19 protein-coding genes and 1 other RNA gene are annotated in these 19,903 nt (G+C 43.9%); 8 read left to right on the top strand and 12 right to left on the bottom strand.

Translation table 11 applies throughout. The features are described 5' to 3' along the window. Positions 1–156 precede the first annotated feature (156 nt). The 6 genes from sps_RS09185 to pspF all read right to left on the bottom strand — a co-directional run bounded on the left by sps_RS09185 (position 157) and on the right by pspF (position 6,674). A complete protein-coding gene (locus tag sps_RS09185) occupies positions 157–969 on the bottom strand; it encodes a peptide ABC transporter ATP-binding protein (protein ID WP_077752257.1) in 813 nt (270 codons plus the stop codon). Then, complete coding sequence (locus sps_RS09180) at positions 944–1,957, bottom strand: peptide ABC transporter ATP-binding protein (RefSeq protein ID WP_077752256.1); 1,014 nt, start codon at positions 1,955–1,957, stop codon at positions 944–946. Before sps_RS09180 ends, sps_RS09185 begins: the two co-directional genes overlap by 26 nt. 15 nt (positions 1,958–1,972) lie before the next feature. Next, positions 1,973–2,863, bottom strand: coding sequence for an ABC transporter permease subunit (locus tag sps_RS09175; protein ID WP_077752255.1), 891 nt, complete (start codon positions 2,861–2,863; stop codon positions 1,973–1,975). Beyond that, complete coding sequence (locus sps_RS09170) at positions 2,850–3,881, bottom strand: ABC transporter permease (protein ID WP_077752254.1); 1,032 nt, start codon at positions 3,879–3,881, stop codon at positions 2,850–2,852. Before sps_RS09170 ends, sps_RS09175 begins: the two co-directional genes overlap by 14 nt. Continuing rightward, the gene (locus sps_RS09165; protein ID WP_077752253.1) at positions 3,881–5,518 is read right to left on the bottom strand and encodes an ABC transporter substrate-binding protein; all 1,638 of its coding nucleotides are present in this window, start codon (positions 5,516–5,518) and stop codon (positions 3,881–3,883) included. The genes sps_RS09170 and sps_RS09165 overlap by 1 nt, the downstream gene beginning before the upstream one ends. Positions 5,519–5,603: 85 nt before the next feature. Further along, a complete protein-coding gene (gene pspF / locus sps_RS09160; RefSeq protein WP_077752252.1) occupies positions 5,604–6,674 on the bottom strand; it encodes a phage shock protein operon transcriptional activator in 1,071 nt (356 codons plus the stop codon). Between the two features lie 177 nt (positions 6,675–6,851). On the opposite strand from pspF, the gene pspA reads away from it, so the two are divergent. The 6 genes from pspA to sps_RS09130 all read left to right on the top strand — a co-directional run bounded on the left by pspA (position 6,852) and on the right by sps_RS09130 (position 12,272). After that, positions 6,852–7,535, top strand: a complete 684-nt coding sequence (gene pspA, locus sps_RS09155; protein ID WP_077752251.1) for a phage shock protein PspA — start codon at positions 6,852–6,854, stop codon at positions 7,533–7,535. 20 nt (positions 7,536–7,555) lie between these two features. Beyond that, positions 7,556–7,789, top strand: coding sequence for an envelope stress response membrane protein PspB (gene pspB, locus sps_RS09150; RefSeq protein WP_077752250.1), 234 nt, complete (start codon positions 7,556–7,558; stop codon positions 7,787–7,789). Positions 7,790–7,854: 65 nt separating this feature from the next. Beyond that, on the top strand, positions 7,855–8,250 hold the full coding sequence (gene pspC / locus sps_RS09145; RefSeq protein WP_077752249.1) for an envelope stress response membrane protein PspC: 396 nt from the start codon (positions 7,855–7,857) through the stop codon (positions 8,248–8,250). Positions 8,251–8,298: 48 nt separating this feature from the next. Next, the gene (locus tag sps_RS09140; protein WP_077752248.1) at positions 8,299–9,753 is read left to right on the top strand and encodes a YcjX family GTP-binding protein; all 1,455 of its coding nucleotides are present in this window, start codon (positions 8,299–8,301) and stop codon (positions 9,751–9,753) included. Between the two features lie 22 nt (positions 9,754–9,775). Next, entirely contained in the window at positions 9,776–10,951 is a 1,176-nt protein-coding gene (locus sps_RS09135; protein WP_077752247.1) for a TIGR01620 family protein, read from the top strand. Between the two features lie 142 nt (positions 10,952–11,093). Further along, complete coding sequence (locus sps_RS09130) at positions 11,094–12,272, top strand: trans-sulfuration enzyme family protein (RefSeq protein WP_077752246.1); 1,179 nt, start codon at positions 11,094–11,096, stop codon at positions 12,270–12,272. Positions 12,273–12,370: 98 nt separating this feature from the next. Here the strand turns inward: sps_RS09130 and sps_RS09125 are convergent, their stop codons facing one another. Then, positions 12,371–13,762, bottom strand: coding sequence for an SLC13 family permease (locus sps_RS09125; RefSeq protein WP_077752245.1), 1,392 nt, complete (start codon positions 13,760–13,762; stop codon positions 12,371–12,373). 400 nt (positions 13,763–14,162) lie between these two features. On the opposite strand from sps_RS09125, the gene sps_RS09120 reads away from it, so the two are divergent. Together sps_RS09120 and ffs are read left to right on the top strand one after the other, a co-directional pair. Further along, positions 14,163–14,480, top strand: coding sequence for a ComEA family DNA-binding protein (locus sps_RS09120; protein WP_077752244.1), 318 nt, complete (start codon positions 14,163–14,165; stop codon positions 14,478–14,480). Between the two features lie 149 nt (positions 14,481–14,629). Continuing rightward, an RNA gene (gene ffs, locus sps_RS09115) (signal recognition particle sRNA small type) lies at positions 14,630–14,726 on the top strand. Between the two features lie 327 nt (positions 14,727–15,053). Here ffs and sps_RS09110 read toward each other — a convergent pair. The 5 genes from sps_RS09110 to dinG form a co-directional block, all read right to left on the bottom strand. Continuing rightward, positions 15,054–15,326, bottom strand: a complete 273-nt coding sequence (locus tag sps_RS09110) for a late competence development ComFB family protein (protein ID WP_077752243.1) — start codon at positions 15,324–15,326, stop codon at positions 15,054–15,056. Positions 15,327–15,591: 265 nt separating this feature from the next. Beyond that, entirely contained in the window at positions 15,592–16,281 is a 690-nt protein-coding gene (locus tag sps_RS09105; protein ID WP_077752242.1) for a DUF2057 domain-containing protein, read from the bottom strand. A gap of 9 nt (positions 16,282–16,290) precedes the next feature. Beyond that, entirely contained in the window at positions 16,291–16,965 is a 675-nt protein-coding gene (locus sps_RS09100) for a primosomal replication protein (protein ID WP_077752241.1), read from the bottom strand. 5 nt (positions 16,966–16,970) lie between these two features. Then, positions 16,971–17,744 carry a sulfite exporter TauE/SafE family protein gene (locus tag sps_RS09095; RefSeq protein WP_077752240.1) on the bottom strand — a complete coding sequence of 258 codons (774 nt, stop codon included), beginning with the start codon at positions 17,742–17,744 and terminating at the stop codon, positions 16,971–16,973. Positions 17,745–17,753: 9 nt separating this feature from the next. After that, positions 17,754–19,826 (bottom strand): ATP-dependent DNA helicase DinG, encoded by a 2,073-nt coding sequence (gene dinG / locus sps_RS09090; RefSeq protein ID WP_077755619.1) that lies wholly within the window; start codon positions 19,824–19,826, stop codon positions 17,754–17,756. Positions 19,827–19,903 lie beyond the last annotated feature (77 nt).

Genomic DNA, 19,903 nt, shown 5'->3' with positions numbered 1-19,903 from the left:
GTTTCTGCTTCTCTTAAAAAAGTGACGATAGGATAATTAATCAAGAGTAAAATGGCACTGATTATTCCTGATTTTCTTTTAAAATTGCCAGTGGTAAGAGCAGTTTAATCAATCTAAACCGACTTACTCTTACGTTTGAGGCGTTTACTGCCGTGGTTAACCATGTTTTTTGGTTGGACTGCTGTGTCGTTTCTGACTAAAGAGGGTTAACTCTTGGATCAGGCGCTGAGTATATTCATGTTTGGGTGCATTAAATAAATCTTCTGTTGTTGCTTTCTCAACCATCTTTCCATGATGAAGTACCATCACCTTATCACTAAAGTGGCGAATGATACTGAGGTTATGGGACACGAAAATATAAGACAGACCCATCTCTTTTTGAAGTTTTAACAGTAGGTTGAGGATTTGTGAGCGTACCGACAAGTCGAGAGCGGTAAGGGCTTCATCTGCTATAATTATTTTGGGATCCAACATGAGCGCTCGGGCAACGGCCACACGTTGCTTCATGCCCTCAGAAATCATGTGAGGGTAGAAATCCGCATGTTCGGGTAACAAACCCACTTTTCTTAGCTTATCGACGACCTGCTCTCTTCGCTCTTTGGCATTGAGATTCGTATTGAACTTGAGTGGTTCATCGAGTAAATCCCCGATTGTCAATTTGGGATTAAGTGATGTGTTTGGGTCTTGAAAAATCATCCTGATGAGTTTACATCTCTGCTTTAGGTTTCGCTTCTCAAGCGCTTCACCTTCGAAATAAATCTCTCCACTACTACGGACTTCAGCGCCTACCAGTATACGTGCCAAGGTACTCTTCCCCGAACCCGCTGCACCAACAATGGCTAAGGTTTCACCTGTGTTGAGCTCAAACGAGACAGGCGATAAAGCTTGGCTATACTCACGTTTAAACCCTTTGTAGCCGGCATAGAAACGTTTACTGAGATTACTAACTTGAAGGAGTGTTGTCTTCATTGCATGTTTCTTCATGGTAGGGGAAATGACAGGCAAAATACCGGTTCTTTTTATGACATAAATTGGGACGACTCACGCATTTTTTCTCGGCACGTGGGCACCTTGGACCGAGTCGGCAACCTATAGGCAAGTGCTGTAGCGCTGGCGCCGAGCCTGGTAAAGTACGCATAATCGATTTATGAGCAAGCTGTCCCGTGTGCGCCGGAATATTATTAAGCAGTGCTTTGGTGTATGGGTGATAGGGCTGAGCAAGAATTTCAGCCGTGGGCCCGGATTCCATGATTTGACCACAATACATGACAGACAGCTGATCACACCATATAGATAAAGTATCTAGCTCATGACTGATCAGAAGAATGGAAACACCCTGCAGCTGGTTTAACTTAGTCAACAGGCGAAAAATCTGTGCCTGAGTGTCTATTTCCATGGAGTTGGTCGGCTCATCGGCTATCAATAACCTAGGTTGATTGGCAATAGCCATGGCTATCATTACTTTTTGACACTCGCCTTCTGAAAGCTCCCAGGCATAACTGGACATGACTTTTTGTGTGTCTTTGATACCAACCTTATGTAACCATTTTCTTGCAGTCTTCTTTTTATCTGCATTGCGACGCCAAAAAGGCAGTTTCTTATTTTCTGGCATGGCTTCAACAAGCTGAGTACCGACAGAAATAACAGGATCTAGACTGCCTGATGGGTCTTGAAATATCATGGCAATTTCGCTGCCCATCAGATTTCGGCGCTGCTTAGAATTCATTTCTAACAGATTGTGCCCATCCCATAGCATGCGATCGGCCTTGATTGTCCAATTATGACCAGGGATCCCTAAGATAGCCCGAGCTAATAAGCTTCGGCCAGATCCAGACTCTCCCACTAAGCCGTGAATTTCAGCTGGGCTGATGGTTAAACTGACTCTATCCAGTGCCTTGACACGCCCATGCGGGGTGTCTAGTTCAATGGTGAGGTTACGAATGTCGAGTAAGGGCATAATCAGGTATCAAAATTAATTATTGACCGGCGATAACGCAGATCGTAAGCCGTCGCCGACTAAGTTAATAGCGAGGACACAGCACAAGATGGCAATGCCTGGAATAGTCACAGTCCACGGGGCTGTTAGTAGGTTATCCATTCCCTGGGAAACCATGGCGCCCCATTCTGGGCTAGGGGCTTGTGCGCCTAAGTTTAAGAAACCTAGTGCGGCGATATCTAAAATGGCTGCCGAGATCCCTAAGGTGATTTGTATGATCACTGTGTCCCATATATTTGGCATGATGACATACCAGAAAATTTGAAACTGATTCGCACCATCGAGTTTTGCCGCCGTGACATACTCTTTTTGGAGCTCCTCATGGATGGCTTGATGAATAGCACGGACAAACTGAGGTGTGAGCGCAATGCCCACAGCCCAAAAAACGTTTTCTAAACCCGGTCCCATTACAGCGACCACCAATATTGCCATTAATAGGGAGGGAATTGACAACAAAGCATCGAGCAGGTGACTGAGAATACTCGACTTGAGTCCTTTCATCATGCCTGAGATTGAACCGATAATAAAACCGAGAACTAACGCCGTGAGGACTATGCCTAAAGCCATACCGAAGGTTAAGTGAGCGCCATGGAGCAGACGACTGAAGATATCACGACCTAAATCATCGGTGCCAAGGAAGTGCTCTACTGTTCCGGCGGCATCCCATGATGGTGCCAACAAGAGGGCATGAGGATCTTGTTGTTCTGGCGCATAAGGTGCGATAAGCGGACCGAATAGGGCCAGTAACAAGAAACAGATCACAGTCCATAACCCGGCAAAAGCGAAGGGATTGTCTGAAAATGCATGCCAGAACCTGCGCATTGGAGAGGGTATCTCATCTTCTTGGTAGATTTTAATTTGCGGCATAAAGCTCTTTCCTGCTTAGGGGGTTGATTGCCGTATGAAAGACTTCAATCATGATACTTAAAAAGATGATGATCAAGGCAACCGCCAACACACCGCCTTGGATAACGGTGTAGTCCCTCTGGTAGATCCCTGACACTAACCAGGCTCCCACACCCGGCCAAGAGAAGATGACTTCAACAACCATGGCATAACTTGCGAAGGTGCCTAGCATAAGGCCTAAGTTCTTCAGTACTGGTATCAAGGCATTGGGCAGAGCATGACGTAATACGATGTGGCTGGTATGTAGGCCTCTGGCTTCAGCAGCCTTGATATAGGTCTTATCCATGATTGCTATGATTGCTGAGCGTGTGCTTCTCACCACCACAGTGAAGGGGAGCACTGCCAGTGTGATAGAGGGCAATATGATGTGGTGCACTGCATCAACAAAGGCAGAGTCTGCATAGAGTGAATCTGAAAGAAGCGTGTCAATCAGTACAAATCCTGTGACTGGGGCAATTTCATAGAGCAAATTTAGCTGACCGGAGATGGGTAGCCAACCTAGTTGAACACCAAACCAGAGTGATAAGGTTAACCCTAGCCAAAAAACCGGAATAGAATAGCCTGTTAAGGTGATCGTCATTATGGTGTGTTGGGTTATCTTATTTTTACTCATCGATGCCAGAATGCCTAGAGGGATACCGAAAAGTAGTGCTAATACTGCAGCGACAATGGCTAGCTCGAATGAGGCCGGCAATACAGCCGCTAGCTCATCGACAACAGGTTGTTGTGATGTTGCCGAAATCCCCAAGTTACCACTTAACCTTTGCTGAAGGTATCCTATAAATTGACCGAATTGATTACTATCGAGCTGATAATCTTGATCTATTTGTACTATTTGTTCAGCTGTTGGGGAATGTATGCCAGTTAGCGCAAAGCGTTTTTCGACCGGGAAGTGATGTGTTGCGACAAAAAGCACTGCGAGTAGCACCAAAGATGTGGCCACAAACAAATTCATTCTACGTAAAAGGTACCGAGCCATTATCTTATCTCCTCAGTACTCATCATATCCCTCTGATGGTTGGCATTAAAGGAAATCCCACCAAAAGGAGTGAGCTGGCTATTGTCTACCCCTTTTTTCTTCAAAATAAGCCGAGTCGCATGGGCAAGAGGTAACATAGGCAGCTCTTGTGCAAATAGAGCCTCAGCCTCCTGATAGAGTGCTTTGCGTTCTTTTTTTGATGTAATTGATTTTGCTTTAATAAGAATGTCATCAAATTCTGGGTTACACCAACGGGAACGATTACTGTTGGACAGTACTGATGCGCAGCTAAGGATGGGAGTAAAAAAGTTGTCAGGATCGCTGTTATCGGCATTCCAACCGATCAGCACCGAGTCATAGCTCCTTTGGCTTAGCTTCTGGTTGAATACACTCCAATCATAGCTAACGATATTAACCTTTACACCTATATCTGCCAAATCAGCCTGAATGAGTTCCGCTGTCTTATGAGCGTTAGGGTTGTAGATACGTGCGACGGGCATGGCCCAGATATCGATAGTAAGATTTTTTATGCCTGCTTCTTTCAATAGTTGTTTGGCTTTCTCGGGATCATAATCTACAAGACTCTGGTTTGCAGAATATGCCCAAGACATAGGAGGGAGCATGCCTGTGGATTCGACAGCCGTCTTCTGGTAAACCGCTCTTAGAATATTATTTCTGTCTACTGCGTGGGCCAAGGCTTTACGTACTCTGACATCATTAAAGGGGGCTTTTTGAGTATTGAACGCCCAAAAAGCAACATTAAACCCTGGCAGTGAATCTACTTCGAGCTCATCATGCTGAAAAACCACCGAGAGTTCTCCGGCCTTTGGTAGGGCTGATACACTGCAATCACCTGTGATGAGTTTAGCCAGTCTGGTGGTACTTTTAGGCGTGATATCAAACACTAATAATTCTGCGCTGGGCAGCTGTCGCCAATAACCCTCATTACGATGGTATCGTATGTAGTCATTCTTGACATACTTAACTAGTTGAAAAGGTCCTGTGCCGACGGGCTTTCGGTCAATTTTCTCTTGCTCACCTTTTGCAACTAAGGTGTCAGCATATTCGGCAGACAAGATGACTGCAAACCCAGAAGCTAAGTTGGCGAGGAAAGAGGCATCTTTATGTTTAAGGTGGAAGGCGACTTCATGTTCAGACAGTTTTTCAATTGAGTCGATCTGTTTATCGAAGCCTATGCTCTGGAAAAACGGGTATCCTGTTTTGGAGATATGATGGAAAGGGTGAGATGGATCGATCACTCTGTTGAATGAGAATAACACATCGTCAGCATTGAAATGACGGGTTGGCGTGAACTCTTGGGTGTGATGAAAGTTAACTTTTTTTCGTAATTGAAAGGTGTAAGTTAATTCATCGTCACTGATCTGCCAGTGTATCGCTAACGAAGGTTCTATCTGGCCGGACATTAAGTTGTAATTTACCAGTCCATTGTATATCTGCTGTGATGTTGCATCCACAGTCGTTCCTGAAGTGACCAGCTGAGGATTGAAAGATTCAGGATTCCCCTCGGAGCAATAGACTATCCCTGGTGGGACTAGCTTCGGGCCACAACCTGCAAGTAAAACACAAATGCAGGATATGGTGGGATATAAAGATAGACGCTTAAGCAGCACTCTCATCGACAGATCAATTTTTCAGGACTTTGGTGGCCATTTTAGCAGTGCTGATCGCCGATGAGCAATGAACATATGTTATTAAGGCGTATTAAGTTTTATCGAGTAAGTTGTACTTTTTTAAAATACCCCGTAATTGATGGTAACTTAAGTTTAAAAGTTCAGCGGTTTTCTTTTGGTTAAATTGACCCGCCTCTAATGCCTGTTTTAGAAGTGCGACTTCCAAACCTTCACAATGCTCTTTAAAATCAATGGGGAAGATAATTTTATTACTACTAGACTCAGGTATGGCCGATGACTCAGTGTCGCTGCTCGAAACCGGAGTTTGACTGCTAGGTAATTGTTGCCTCTCGCGTGTTTTAACTCTTGCTGTAGGGCGATAGGGCGAGGCAAATGGGTCAACCACGATATTGGTAATGGGTGATTCGGTATCTGGATTACGATAGACACTTCTCTCCACCACGTTTTTAAGCTCTCGTATGTTTCCAGGCCAACTATGGTCCATCAGTTGTTGTACAGCACTGGGACTGAACCCGGGAAATAGTTCATGTTTTAGTTGTCTTGCCATTCCTATAGCGAAGTATTCGGCTAAAGTAATGATATCTTCCTGCCTGTGGCGCAGAGGAGGCAAGGTGATCACATCAAACGCCAGTCTGTCGAGCAAGTCGGCTCTAAATTCACCAGCCTCGGCTAAAGAGGGAAGATCTTCGTTAGCCGCACAGATTAACCTGACATCTGTACGCACTGTTTTACTGCCACCTACGCGTTCAAATTCACCGTACTCTATTACGCGAAGAAGCTTTTCCTGGATAAGTCCAGTGGTGTTGGCAAGTTCATCGAGAAACAAACTACCGCCATCGGCGCGTTCAAATCGTCCCTCATGTTTTTTATTTGCGCCGGTAAAAGCACCTGCATCATGGCCAAACAGTTCACTTTCGAGTAAGTTTTCACTCAGTGAGGAACAATTAAGTTTAATAAAACTTTGATCCCAACGTGCGGATAAGAAATGAAGGCGTTCTGCAATTAGCTCCTTACCTGTACCACGCTCGCCAATGATAAGAACGGGTTTAGACAGAGGTGCGATCTGAGAAACATGCTCCAGAACTTCGAGGAGCGCATTCGATTGTCCAATAAGATTATCTTGCTGAAATTGATTTGCCACAGTAAGTTTTAGTCTTTAACGCTAATAGTTGGTGAAAATAATAATAAGACCCTCTGTTATTAAAAGAAAGGAAAAGTTAATATATTGGGTAAGTTACTGTATTTTATTAAATATGAAAAGTTGGCACAGAAAATGGATGAATATCTTCGAAACCAACGTTAATTTAAGGACAGCATTATGGGAATTTTCTCTCGCTTCGCAGATATTATAAATTCAAATATTAGTTCACTACTGGATAAAGCCGAAGATCCAGAAAAAATGGTTCGCTTGATTATTCAAGAGATGGAAGACACCTTAGTAGAGGTTCGTTCTACATCGGCTAAAGTATTAGCAGAGAAGAAGGAGATAATCCGTCGCATCACTAAGGTACAGGAGCAGGTGCTCGACTGGGCGGGGAAAGCCGAACTTGCATTGTCGAAAGACCGTGAAGACTTAGCAAAGGCCGCTCTGATTGAAAAGCAGAAGGCGAGTGAGCTTGCTGAGACCTTGTCCCAAGAGCTTGTGGTTGTTGAAGAGCAAATTTCTCGCTTGAAAGAAGAAGTAAACTTGCTTCAACAGAAGCTAGTTGATGCTAAGGCTCGTCAGAAGACGATAATTATGCGTAAGCAGACAGCGTCTTCACGCTTAGAAGTGAAGAAGCAACTTGACTCTAGCAAGATAGATAATGCCATGAGTAAATTTGAGCAGTATGAACGTCGTGTCGAAGGGCTCGAGTCACAAGTCGATGCCTATGACTTGGGTAATAAGAAAAGTCTCAATGATGAGTTCGCCGCACTGGAGGCTGAAGATTCTGTCAGCGCTGAGCTTGAGGCATTAAAAGCAAAAATTAAGAGCAGCAAGGCAAAGACTAAAGCTAAATAATTACAATTTCGAGGTGAGTTATGAACATGGATATTTTAATGGCCCCAATTATTATTTTTCTGATAATCGTGGCTCCCATTTGGCTGATACTTCACTATCGCAGCAAGCGTCAAGTGAGCCAGGGACTTACTGAAGAAGAGTATTCACAACTTAATGAACTAATAGGTAGAGCCGATAAGATGGCTCAACGTATCGATACATTGGAAGCGATTTTAGACAGTGAAGCACCACAGTGGAGGGGTCGCAATGAGTAAAAGTGACATCAGACCGTGGATGGTTTCAACCGGCGAGGCAGATTTTTTCAAACGGAGGAATTGAGATGAGTGACACTAAAGGACGTACCTTATATCGCATTCCTCAATCAGGTAAAATAGCTGGGGTTTGTTCTGGAATAGCAGACTATTTCGGCTTTGAAACCTGGTTAGTTAGAGTCGTCGCCGCTTCAATATTTCTTTTAGGTGGCTCGGGAATTGTGCTAATCATCTATGTACTACTTTGGATGATTTTAGATATTAAACCCGGTACCGAGAATAATAAAAAAGCGCATAAGGATATAGAGATAAAGAAGAAGGTTTGGCAATCGGGTGAGCCTGCGAAGATGGCTCTGCGTGATGTAAACTCTCAATTTAGAAGTTTAGAAATCAGACTTCAAAAATTGGAACGTCATGTGACCTCGGACAGTTTCGACTTGAAACAAGAGATCAATAACCTTTAATCCTTCCAATGGGCGGCCCGGTCGCCCACATAACTTTAAGTGCAGGCTATGGGTCGTATCAACCGCTCTTTATCTAAGCTAGGCAATACAGTCAGTAATAAAACCCAATCATTCGCCCATAGGGCATCAGATAGAAATATCAGGTTAGCAGTCACAGGACTCTCAGGTTCAGGGAAAACTGCCTTTATCACGGGGCTCGTTAATCAACTTCTCAACGCGGGCCTCACAGGAAAGAGTAATAACCTTCCTTTATGGCAAGTCACCAGAGATGAGCGTTTGTATGGGGTTAAACGTACGCTTCAGCCTGACTTAACCGTGGCAAGTTTTGATTATGATTTAGGAATGAATGCTTTAAAGCAAGCCGTTCCGCAGTGGCCGGCATCTACGCGTAATATTAGTGAGCTTAGATTAACTCTCAAATATCAGCCTAGCAGAGGAATATTGGCTAAACTCACTGACAGTGCCAGCCTGTATTTAGATATTATAGATTACCCAGGTGAATGGTTACTCGACTTGCCAATGCTTAAACAAAACTATGGACACTGGTCTATGGCACAGGCGTTACGTAAGCCTATATTCACTAAGTCGCAATATTATCCAGCTTTCGTCGGGGCCTTAGATTCATTGGATCTCGCCTCTAATGCCGACGAATCGGAGTTAAAGCATATCGCAGAGTTATACCAGCAGGTATTGGTAGACAGTGTTCATGAACACGGCTTTTATTATGCTCAGCCTGGTCGATTACTCCTCCCCGGCGAGTTTGCTGGTTCTCCTGTGTTAGCTTTCTTTCCCCTGCTAAATATATCCGAAGATATTAGGGCTGATCTTGAACATACCCAAGCTAACTCGGCCTATCAAGTATTGAAAACGCGTTATAAAGAATATCAGGACAAGGTGATAAGGCCCTTCTATAAAGACTATTTCTCTACTTTTGACCGTCAGTTGTTACTGGTCGATTGTTTTACGCCGTTAAACAGAGGCAAGGAGCAGTTCGATGATATGACTCAGGCTCTCAATGGCATCATGGAGAGTTTTAAATTTGGACAATCTAACCTATTGAAACGCCTCTTTTCACCTAGGGTCGATAAACTACTCTTCGCGGCGAGTAAGGTTGATCATGTTACCCGGGATCAGCAGGGCAACGTATTGTCATTACTGACCCAATTGATTAAGCAGAGCCAGAGGCAGGCCAAATTCGAAGGGTGTGAGGTTGAAACCATGGCGATTAGTGCCATCAAGGCCACCCAACACGGCATGATCCGATCAAGTAAGGGAGAAATTGAAGTCGTCAAAGGTGTCAGTTTGACAGAGAGAAAACCTATTACCCTGTTTCCAGGGGAAGTGCCAAAATCATTGCCAGGGACTAATTTTTGGGCGTCTCAGGGATTTGAATTTACCAGTTTCGCGCCACCAAACTATGTTCCTCAATCCGACGGAGCCGATTTTGAACATATACGACTAGATCACTTGTTGCAATTTTTGCTCGGTGACAAGCTCAAATAGTAAGCTTTTTTGAGAGAATCATATGAAAGATAGAGAAGCAGCCCCTTCGCAAGATAATATCAAAGGCGCTGAAAGTGAGACGGAAAATACCATCAAACAGAAACAGGTGTTTGAATCCATAGCGGATGAAGCAACGCCTAGCTTTCGAGAAGCTAAGCGATTTGAAGAGCAAGCTCAATTTATTGAAATACCTATAAATAGTGCTGATGAGAGCGTTACCGACGAGGTCATAGATAATGAAGTCGCCTCCAGCTTATCCGAACGTTCTGGATTATTTGAAAATAGTTCCAAACGTAAAGCCAAACCTCGCTGGACTGTGCTTGCCAAACTTATCGTCATGGGGCTCATCGGCCTGGTTATTACTGAAACCACTCTGGGACTGAGGGACGCCTGGCTAGAAAGCCCTTGGTTATTCGGCTTGTACTCCAGTGTGACTCTATTGATCACCTTATGGGCGGGGAAACTCGTGTTTCGTGAATGGCGTCAGTTGGTCAGACTAAAATCGGTAGAAGAGGCGCAGCAAACCGGGGATAGGCTTGCCCAAAGTATGCAGCTGGGTGAAGCCGATAAATTTATCGGGAATATTATCAATAATCTACCACAAGGGATTGATTTATCTAAGTATCATGATTCTAATCGAGATGGTCACAATGACGCTGAGAAGCTGATCTTATTCGATGAAATCATATTGAGTGACCGAGATAGGGTCGCGAAAAAGATCGTTCGCCGCTTCGCTCAAGAATCGGCACTGTTATTAGCGGCGAGCCCTCTGGCTGTCCTGGATATGGCCATTATTCTCTGGCGAAATCAAAGCATGATAGTCAAGATTGCACACTGTTATGGCATTGAATTGGGTTACTGGAGCCGTATCAAGTTGATAAGAGGTGTTATCACTAACATCATTTATGCAGGTACCAGTGAAATAGCCACTGATCTTGGGACTCAACTACTTTCAGTTGAAATGTCCGGTAAGTTATCTGCCCGTCTTGGACAAGGACTCGGCGGCGGCCTACTGACGGCACGCCTAGGTTATCAAGCTATGGCATTGTGTCGACCTCTTTCCTTTAAAGAGTCTTCTCGGCCTAAGCTGTCAGGAATACATAAAGAGTTATTGTTAGATCTTAAGGAGTTATCTTCTTCTGTATTCAGTGGCAAGGTCAAAGAAAAAGTCAAATGTAATAAAGACTTTACATCTTGAACTTGATTATTTCTCATCCGAAGTTTACTCCGGCTAGTGTCTGGGTACATGGTTAAATAATCATCGGTACTATCATATAACCTTATTTTATAAAATATTAACCGCCGATGTGAAACTTAAGATCAGACCTCGGAGATATTTTATGAAGGACAAGTGGACTCTAGCGACAAAAGTCATACACGCAGGCCATGTTAAGGATAGCTCTGGGGCATTAGTGTCCCCGTTATGTCAGAGTGCGACTTTTGTATTTGATAGTGCAGAGCAAGGTGGAGCCAGATTTTCAGGCGATGAAGTCGGTTATATCTATACTCGACTCGGTAATCCGACCACTGCTGAGTTAGAGCGCAAGATGGCACTGCTCGAAGGTTCGGTAGCTGCTGCAGCTACAGCCTCTGGCATGGCGGCGGTTTCTTCGGCGCTGTTGGCTAACCTTTCACAAGGCGACCATCTGGTCGCTTCCAAGGCGGTATATGGTTGTACTTTTTCACTAATGAGTACTCAGTTAAACAAGTTTGGTATCGATGTCTCCTTAGTTGATTTTAAGGATCTCGATGCGATTTCTGCAGCGATAACAGATAAGACTCGAGTACTTTTTTGTGAGACACCTGTTAATCCTCATCTCGATGTTTTTGATTTAGATGCGCTAGTTTCAATTGCAAGAAAGCACGGTTTGATCAGCATCATAGATAATACTTTCATGACCCCCTTACTGCAGCGACCTTTGGATCATGGGGTCGATATAGTTATACACAGTGCAACTAAGTATCTAAACGGGCACGGTGACGTTATTGCCGGAATAATCTGTGGCAGTGATGAGCAGATAGATAAAATAAAATTCGAAACCATGAAAGACTTAGGTGGTGTCTTGTCTCCTCATGATGCCTGGTTGATTCTGCGAGGGCTAAAAACCTTAGATGTCAGAATGGAGCGTCATTGCGATAACGCTGAGAGAGTGGTCGAATACCTATCAGCTCATCCTAAAGTGATTAAAGTGTATTACCCTGGAATAGAGGGGAGCTTTGGTCAGCAGCTTCTGGGGAAGCAGATGCGCAGGGGAGGGGGAGTTATTGCCTTCGAGCTAGATACAGCTCTAGAACAGTCCATTGAGTTTATCAATAGTTTGCAACTATTTTCCATCGCGGTAAGTTTAGGTGATGCAGAATCACTGATACAACATCCGGCATCTATGACCCATGCTACCTATGAGAAAGAGGAGCGGGAAGGTGCTGGAATAAAGGAAAATTTATTGCGTATCTCTGTGGGGCTAGAGTCAGTTGAAGATCTTATTGTCGATCTGGAACAAGGCTTGGCTAAGATATAACGCTATACCAACCGACATTAGTCCAATGTAATTAGAGCGCTTATATGAAAAGCCGCATCATGCCATTGCATGAAGCGGCTTTCATTTATGGCTATAACCTAAAAACTCCAAAAAGTATGAGCCACCACGTATAGGACTAACATACTGATAAAGTTAATGATGACACCCGCCCGCATCATCTCAGATTGTTTGATAAAACCTGAGCCGTAAACAATGGCGTTGGGAGGCGTTGCTACTGGCAACATAAAGGCGCAAGAGGCTGCAATACCAATAAGCACAGATATCATGATAGGGGATAAACCTAGAGGTTCGGCAATTGCTGCAAATACGGGCACCAAGAGTGCGGCACTGGCAGTATTACTCGCAAATTCGGTGAGCATGACCACAAAGAAGATAACGGCAAGAGTGAATAGCGCCATATGGGTATTACCGAAAATATCAGTAACCCAATATGCCAGAAATACGCTGGTGCCAGTGGCTTTTAAAATTGCACTCAATGTCAAACCACCACCGAACAAGATCAACACGCCCCAGTCTGTGGTTCGCTCAATTTTCTTCCATTCAACCAGACCAAGACCCGCCAACGTGACGACAGCGCCGAGTGCAACCACAGTATCAAATTGTGCTATGCCTCCAAGTGCCTGAGAGAGGGGCCTACTGAATATCCAGCAGCAGACTGTGATAATGAAGACTAAGAGTGTTAATTTTCCTTGAAAATTTAGCTTATTATCAGAGACCGGTATTTTACATACCACTGAAAGATCGGGTTTAAGGAACAGATATAAAGCAATAAGCATGCTTGGCAGCATCAAGGCGACGGTGATCAAGCCAAATTCAAGCCAATCAATGAAACTTAAACCAACTTGTGCAGCGGCAATGGCGTTGGGTGGACTACCGACTAAAGTCCCTATACCGCCGATATTGGCGGAGTAGGCAATACCCAGAAGCATAAACAGATATGTGCTTTTATGCTCTTTAAAATCCAGCTGATGTAAAATCCCCAGTGCCAGAGGCAGCATCATAGCAGCGGTTGCTGTATTGCTTATCCACATAGAGAGTAAAGCCGTTATTCCAAAAAGTAACATACAAGCAAAGCTAAGTTTCCCCTTAGAGGCCGTTAACACCTTTTGTGCTATGAGTTTATCGATTCCTTGATGGTTTAAGGCTGCAGCTAACACAAACCCACCGAAGAAAAGATATATGATCGGGTTAGCGAAGTTACTCATCGCCTCTTTGGTTTCAAATACGCCGAGGACAACAGCAAGGATAGGGATCAGTATTGCGGTAATACTGATATGGATCGCTTCCGTTAGCCACAAGATGGCGGCGAAGATGAGAATGGATAAACCGGTATTAATGCCTTCTTCAAAAGGAAGAAAGTTATAGAGCATGATAAAAAGTACGATATCGGCGAATAATATAATTAGTTTTTTTTGTGGGGGACTAAAACTAGCTTGGGAGTTGCCGGGATTTTTTTGGAGCTGTTCCATCTCAGTTAGACCTTCTTTCTCATTATTATATTTAGCACACACTAACCTAGAGAAGGATTTCGACATAATAATTTTAGGTGTATTTTTGTTACACTCAAGAAGACCTAACTGAGTGACTGATATGGTGTTCTATCCATGTGTGTGACAAGTATTACGCCCTAGTGATCGAAAAAATATGTGATTGAATTACAAACTTACATTTGTCTCCTTAAAATCTAGTTGAAATGAAAATTTCTAAAATTTAAAACTGTGACGTTTGTCGTGTTTGTTCTCTCTTAGGCTGTCGTTCGATCTAAAAATGGCAGGAAGTGCGGGCTTGATCTACATTTAATGGGTGGCCAAGGAATAAATGGACTAATGGCTGCATTTTAATGGATTATAACTAACCAAGGAGTTACCCATGAAGAGAACACTTGTCTCTGCAACACTTATGGCTGCATTTTTTTCACTCAGCGTCTACGCCGGTGAAGTTTCTAGCCAATCGAAAACCCCCAATAAAAATGAAAATACACATCAGGTTCAACAACTAAATGTGAATATTAATACCTCTTCAATAGAGCAATTGGTTTTACTTAAGGGAATTGGTGAATCAAAAGCGAAAGCGATTGTCGAATATAGAGAGAGTAACGGCAAATTTAAGGTGATTGCTGACCTTTCAAATGTGAAGGGGATCGGGCCTAAGCTTGTTGAGAAAAATAGGGTGTTTCTAAGCTTATAGCTCAGATCTATAGACTATCTGTTTATAGAAACAGCAGTCAGCAGTCAACAAGGCAATAGTTGCTGTTTAGGACTTGATTGCTTGGCGGGCTTAGTAGATAATGCTCGCCGTTCTCTGAGGTATTTTACTCAAAGAAAGCAATGGTGACCTTAGGGTCCCCCCGCAATGATAACTCGTGAATTCGGCCAGGCCTGGAAGGGAGCAACCGCAGCAAGTGACTCATGTGCCGGGGTGTGGCTCTAGGGGAACCTCCAATCTCCTAGTACATCAATCTCTTAGTTCAGAATAACCTCAGGTGGTACACTTGGCGGTACACTCGATGAGATATAGTTTATCTAAAAACCCCCATATTTGTTTCAATCTCGTCATGGCATCTGGTATGCGCATATTGTCTTATCTGAATATTTGCGTCCTACTCTAGGCAACTCGCATGACCAATAATGATAACTGAAGAATTGTTCTAACCCAGAAGGGAGCAACCGCAGCAAGTGACTCGTGTGGCTCTAGGGGAACCTCCAGATCCCCTCTCTGTTCTAAGCGTACTCTTTTTAAACCTAGCTCTTCAATGGTATATTATTTTTCAACTGTTTTATGCAGGTTAGCCTTGAGAAATGCTCTAGATTTTTCCAATGCAGTTTGAATTTCAGACTTCATCTTGGACAGTTCGTTGTAATCTTCAAAAAAATAGGTATCGACCAGATGCCGTATATAACGGACCGGAAGTTGGTTTAGGGTGACACAACAAAGATCTGCCAGATAGTCTTCCGGTAATTCATCGAGTAAGCCTTCATCGGACAAGAGTTCCATAAGAAGGACTTCGTAATAGTTTCGAATTTCTAATTGCATACAGATGCTCCGTGACCGTTAGTGTCTATTGCTGTTTATAGCGAACAAGAAAAGATAGTTCAGTTTGCAACCATATTTAAATAGCAGCAATAGAAAAATGCAATATCTTCAAAGATAATTTTAGCGCTTGTTTGGTCTTAGTGCTTTGAAATAAGAGTCTGGTTTCAGACAATGAGTATAATCTTGGTATTTAATCAGTTATAAAATACAAAAATGCCAGCAATATGTGCTGGCATTAGCGCTTTAAACGAATAAAGTGTGTTACTTATAGCTGTTGAATGGCCCAACTCATAAACTCTTTACGGGTCTTATCATCGGCATGCAGCCACCAGTACTGCAACATTTGCTGGGCATGCTCGCCTTTATCAGCTGAAGCTGGAGTCATGGGCATAGCCTCAACTGGGGCCGGAATACTGACAGGAGCCGTAGGTGTTGCACTTGCCGAGGCTGCTAAAACCGCGCCGCCAGTTGCTGCTGTCGTTACAGCTGCGATGTCTTGCTTGTTTCCCCCACCAAACAGGCTAGTCACGAAGGAGTCTTCGGTGAAGTCTGTTTGAGTGACTTTATAGATTACAGCACCTTTGTCGCTGCGAGTTATTTCTACCTGTGGTGATTTCGCGAAAGATTTAGGTTGTTTTACGATATCGCCATCGGCGGGCTTCAATGTGTAGTCATGGTCACCATCGACTGCAAGAGTAACGATAAAGGGAGACGACTTGACAAAGCTCTCACTGTCACTGAAATCATCTTGAACCATGTCGTGGTAACGGATCGCAATCTTGTGGGTGCCTTGGCTTAATTCCAGATCTGATTTATGGCTGAATAAGCTGCTTTCGACTTTCTTACCGTCGATGGCCAGGTATTCAAATGACATGGGGATATTCAAATTAGCCGCCAGGGCCGAAGATGAACCCAGTAGAGCCAAGATTGCGGTGATAGACATGAGTGACTTCATTGTTTTTCCTTAACGATTAAAAGGCTTATAGGTTTGAGAGAATGGTCGCTCAAACGCTTGAATGCGATCTTCTATATAACTGATGGCTTGTCGACACTTTCCTAGTCGTCGATGAACCAAAAGGAGCTCATTTTGCATCTGGATTTTGTCGGCACTAGGACAGTTATCCAGCTGCGATTGTAAGGTGAGTATTTTTTGTTCAAATGCACTCACCCAGTTAAGATGTTTGTTGAGTTCTGCGTACAGTTGATGGCTGTTATGCATGACTCCGGCGGCTATCCAATTAAAGCCGCTTTCATTATGGGACTTATTTCTACGCTTCTTTGCTTGAGCAACTCGAAAAGCTCTTTGCTGCGATGCTGAATTGGCCCCTAATGAGGTGGTATTGAGCGCTCTTCTGACGGCAGTAAACTTGTCTTGAATACGTTCACAGCTCAAGGCTATAGTATCGGTAGATATGTTACCTTTGATCAGTTTACCTAGCTGCTTAATACTCTTGTTTATTTGTTCTATACAGGGCGCAAGCTTAGCGCCTGATTGAATAAATAGTTCGTCGTTAAACCTGTCGGTATCCCGAAGCAGTTTCTGCTCCCTATTGGGTAAATTAGCATCGTGTTGAAGCACGTCCCGCTCTAGTTGCTTCAGTTGGACTGATAATTGCCTTAGGAGTTCATTTGTCTTCATCGTTATTACACCCACGCATCCCAAGCTAACTTGGCTGCGATCAACAATACCAGAGTGATAAATGCGGGTCTGATAAACTGGACGCCAAATTTTATCGCCGTTCTTGCACCGATAAAGGAACCTAGCATCATACATAGACCCATTGAAAGACCGATTATGATATTCACTTGCCCAAGTGTGAGAAAGATCACTAAAGAGGTCAGATTACTGGTGAAAGTCATTGCCCTGGCTAAACCACAGCTGTGAAGAAGAGGTAGCTTATGGTAAGTCGTACTGGTTATGGTCCAGAATGCACCTGTACCAGGACCTGCGAAGCCATCATAGAATCCAAGCGGAAAGCCTTGGAGCCATTGTTTCATTTTAGATGCTGGTTTATTAAGTGGCGTGAATGTACTACAGCCCATGGCATTGGGTTTGAGTAGCGTGTAAATAGCAATAATCATGATCATCAGCGGAAGCAGTTTTTCCAACCAATGGCTTTCGATAAGAGAGACAATAAAGGTGCCGGTTATCGCACCGAAAAAAGTGGCTATAAAGGTGTAGTACCACAAGTGGGGCGTAAATAGGTTTTGTTTATAATAGGTATACGCAGCCGTAGAAGAGCCAAAACATGCGGCTAATTTATTGGTGCCCAATGCCGTATGAGGGTTAATACCCAATGCGAGTAGGGCTGGTATAGAGAGTAAACCTCCACCTCCCGCGATGGCATCGATGAAACCTGCGAGTAAGCCGATCCCGGCTAGAATTACCCAAGTATTGGGTTCAAACAGTAAATCCAAAAATAAATCCTACTCAATTACGCGTCTAAAGGGGGGAAGTGCATCAAGCAGTGATTTTCCATACCGTTTAGTGACTAAACGCCTATCCAAAATCGTGATGCGTCCATAGTCCTGCTCTTTGCGTAGTAATCTACCACAACTCTGTATCAATTTGCGCGAAGCATCGGGGATCGTTAGCTGCATAAAAGGATTTCCACCTTTTATTTTGATATATTCCGCATGAGCCTGCTCAACGGGAGAGGTCGGCACCGCGAAAGGCAGTTTTGTGATGATCAGGTTCGTTAGATAATCGCCCGGTAGATCAAGTCCTTCTGAGAAACTACCCGTGCCGAATATGATACTCGGTTCATCGTTATCGCATCGTTTCTTATGAGCCGATAAAATCTCTTGTCTGGAAATAGTGCCTTGGATCAGTAAGCCTGTTTTAACCTTATTCTCGACCATATCGACGACCTTCTCCATCTGCCAATAAGATGCGAATAAGACTAAAGTGGCCATTTCACCCTCTATCAGTGCCAAAATTTGTTGGGCGAGTTCTTCGGTGAACTTTTCGTCTGTGGGCTCATAGTTCATCTGAGGCAGAAACAGGGTCGCATTTTGTTCAAAGTCGAAGGGAGAATCCATGGCTAAAAAACGGCTACCGTCGTTGAGTGATAGACCAACTTGATGGGTGAAATGATTAAAATTATTTAAGGCTCGCAATGTCGCACTGCAAAGTACCACCCCAGCAGCCTTGTCCCAAAGTAGCTTTTCTAACATGAAGCCGACTTCGATGGGAGATGCGCTGAACAGATAATCAGTCTGTTTACCGGTTAATAGCTCAATCCAACGAGCCATAGGCGCACCTTTGGGGTGATCTTCCTTCGCCATCATCTTCCACAGTTTCTGTAAATTTTCCAGCTTCTGTAACATGAAGCCTGTTTCTGTGAGCAGCTGCTCGGCCTGATGCTTAGGAATATCGCCATCTTTTATCGCTTCGCTGAGCAAGACTAACATCTTATTGAATTGCTTGAGGGCGGTAGTTGATACTGTGGCTAAGTTCTCTGCCTGGATGAGTAACGCCTGGGGTAACTTGCCATGCTCGAAGCGTAAACGGTTTTCGGGATTGTCGAACCTGTGGGTTTGGGTGTCACAAAAGTGGGCTATCTGGGTGAGTAGGCCAGTAAGGTCGGTAATATGGTCCTGCATTGCCTGCGCTGGGCCTATGATATGATTACTCTTTATTTGATTTTGTAACTTGCTGCAGGTCTTATCGATTTTTTCCAGCCAATCCACAGCACCCTTGAGTGTGGTTTGTGCGCTGGAGAAATCTCTGGCAACCATAGGAAGGTGATGAGCCTCATCTATGATGTAATAGAGTTCTTCGGGATCCGGCAGAATGACTCCGCCGCCCAATTCCAGATCGGCAAACAAGAGGCTATGGTTAGCAATCAACACATCCCAGTTATCGATATCTTCACGTGCTTTATGGAAGGGACAATTTCTGTGGCTGGCGAGTTGTCTATGGCAGCTGTGTTTATCACAAGCAATCTGTTGCCATAGGTGGTCGGGGAGCTGTTCAACTAAAGTGTCACGCTCGCCATTCCATTTTCCTTCGTGGTACTGCTTTAATAAAGTTTGCAGTAGCTTGATCTGGCTATTGTCGGGTTTGGTCTGCCACATCGCCATCTGAGTGCCGTTATCGGCCCCGATTAACATCTCTAATTTAGATAGACAAACATAGCGTTGACGACCTTTTACTAAACCAAAGCTAAAGTCCAGCTCAGATTGCTGTAAAAAGAAGGGCAGATCTTTGTGCAACAGTTGCTCTTGTAGTGCCACAGTCGCAGTGGCGATACAGACCTTTTTCTTGCTGGCCAATGCTAATGGAATAGAGCCTAATATATAGGCTAATGATTTACCTATACCAGTGCCTGCTTCAACCACTATTATACGCCTGTGTTTATCGTACTCACCGGCTAAGGTCTTAGAAATCTCGGCGACGATATAATTTTGCTCCCGTCTCGAACGAAAGTCAGGTAGTGCTGAAGCGATACCTTTGTATATAGAACGGATCTGTGTTTTTACGTCGGCCGATAGCATAGGTATATAAGCAAGAGAAATAGAGCTGTACATAATAACAGTGATTGCATAGCCTTAACTACTCTAATTTTATATTA

Source organism: Shewanella psychrophila, assembly GCF_002005305.1.
Taxonomy (GTDB): domain Bacteria; phylum Pseudomonadota; class Gammaproteobacteria; order Enterobacterales; family Shewanellaceae; genus Shewanella; species Shewanella psychrophila.
The sequence above is the reverse complement of the archived record's forward strand: the minus strand, read 5'-3'. Positions and strand labels throughout refer to the sequence as shown.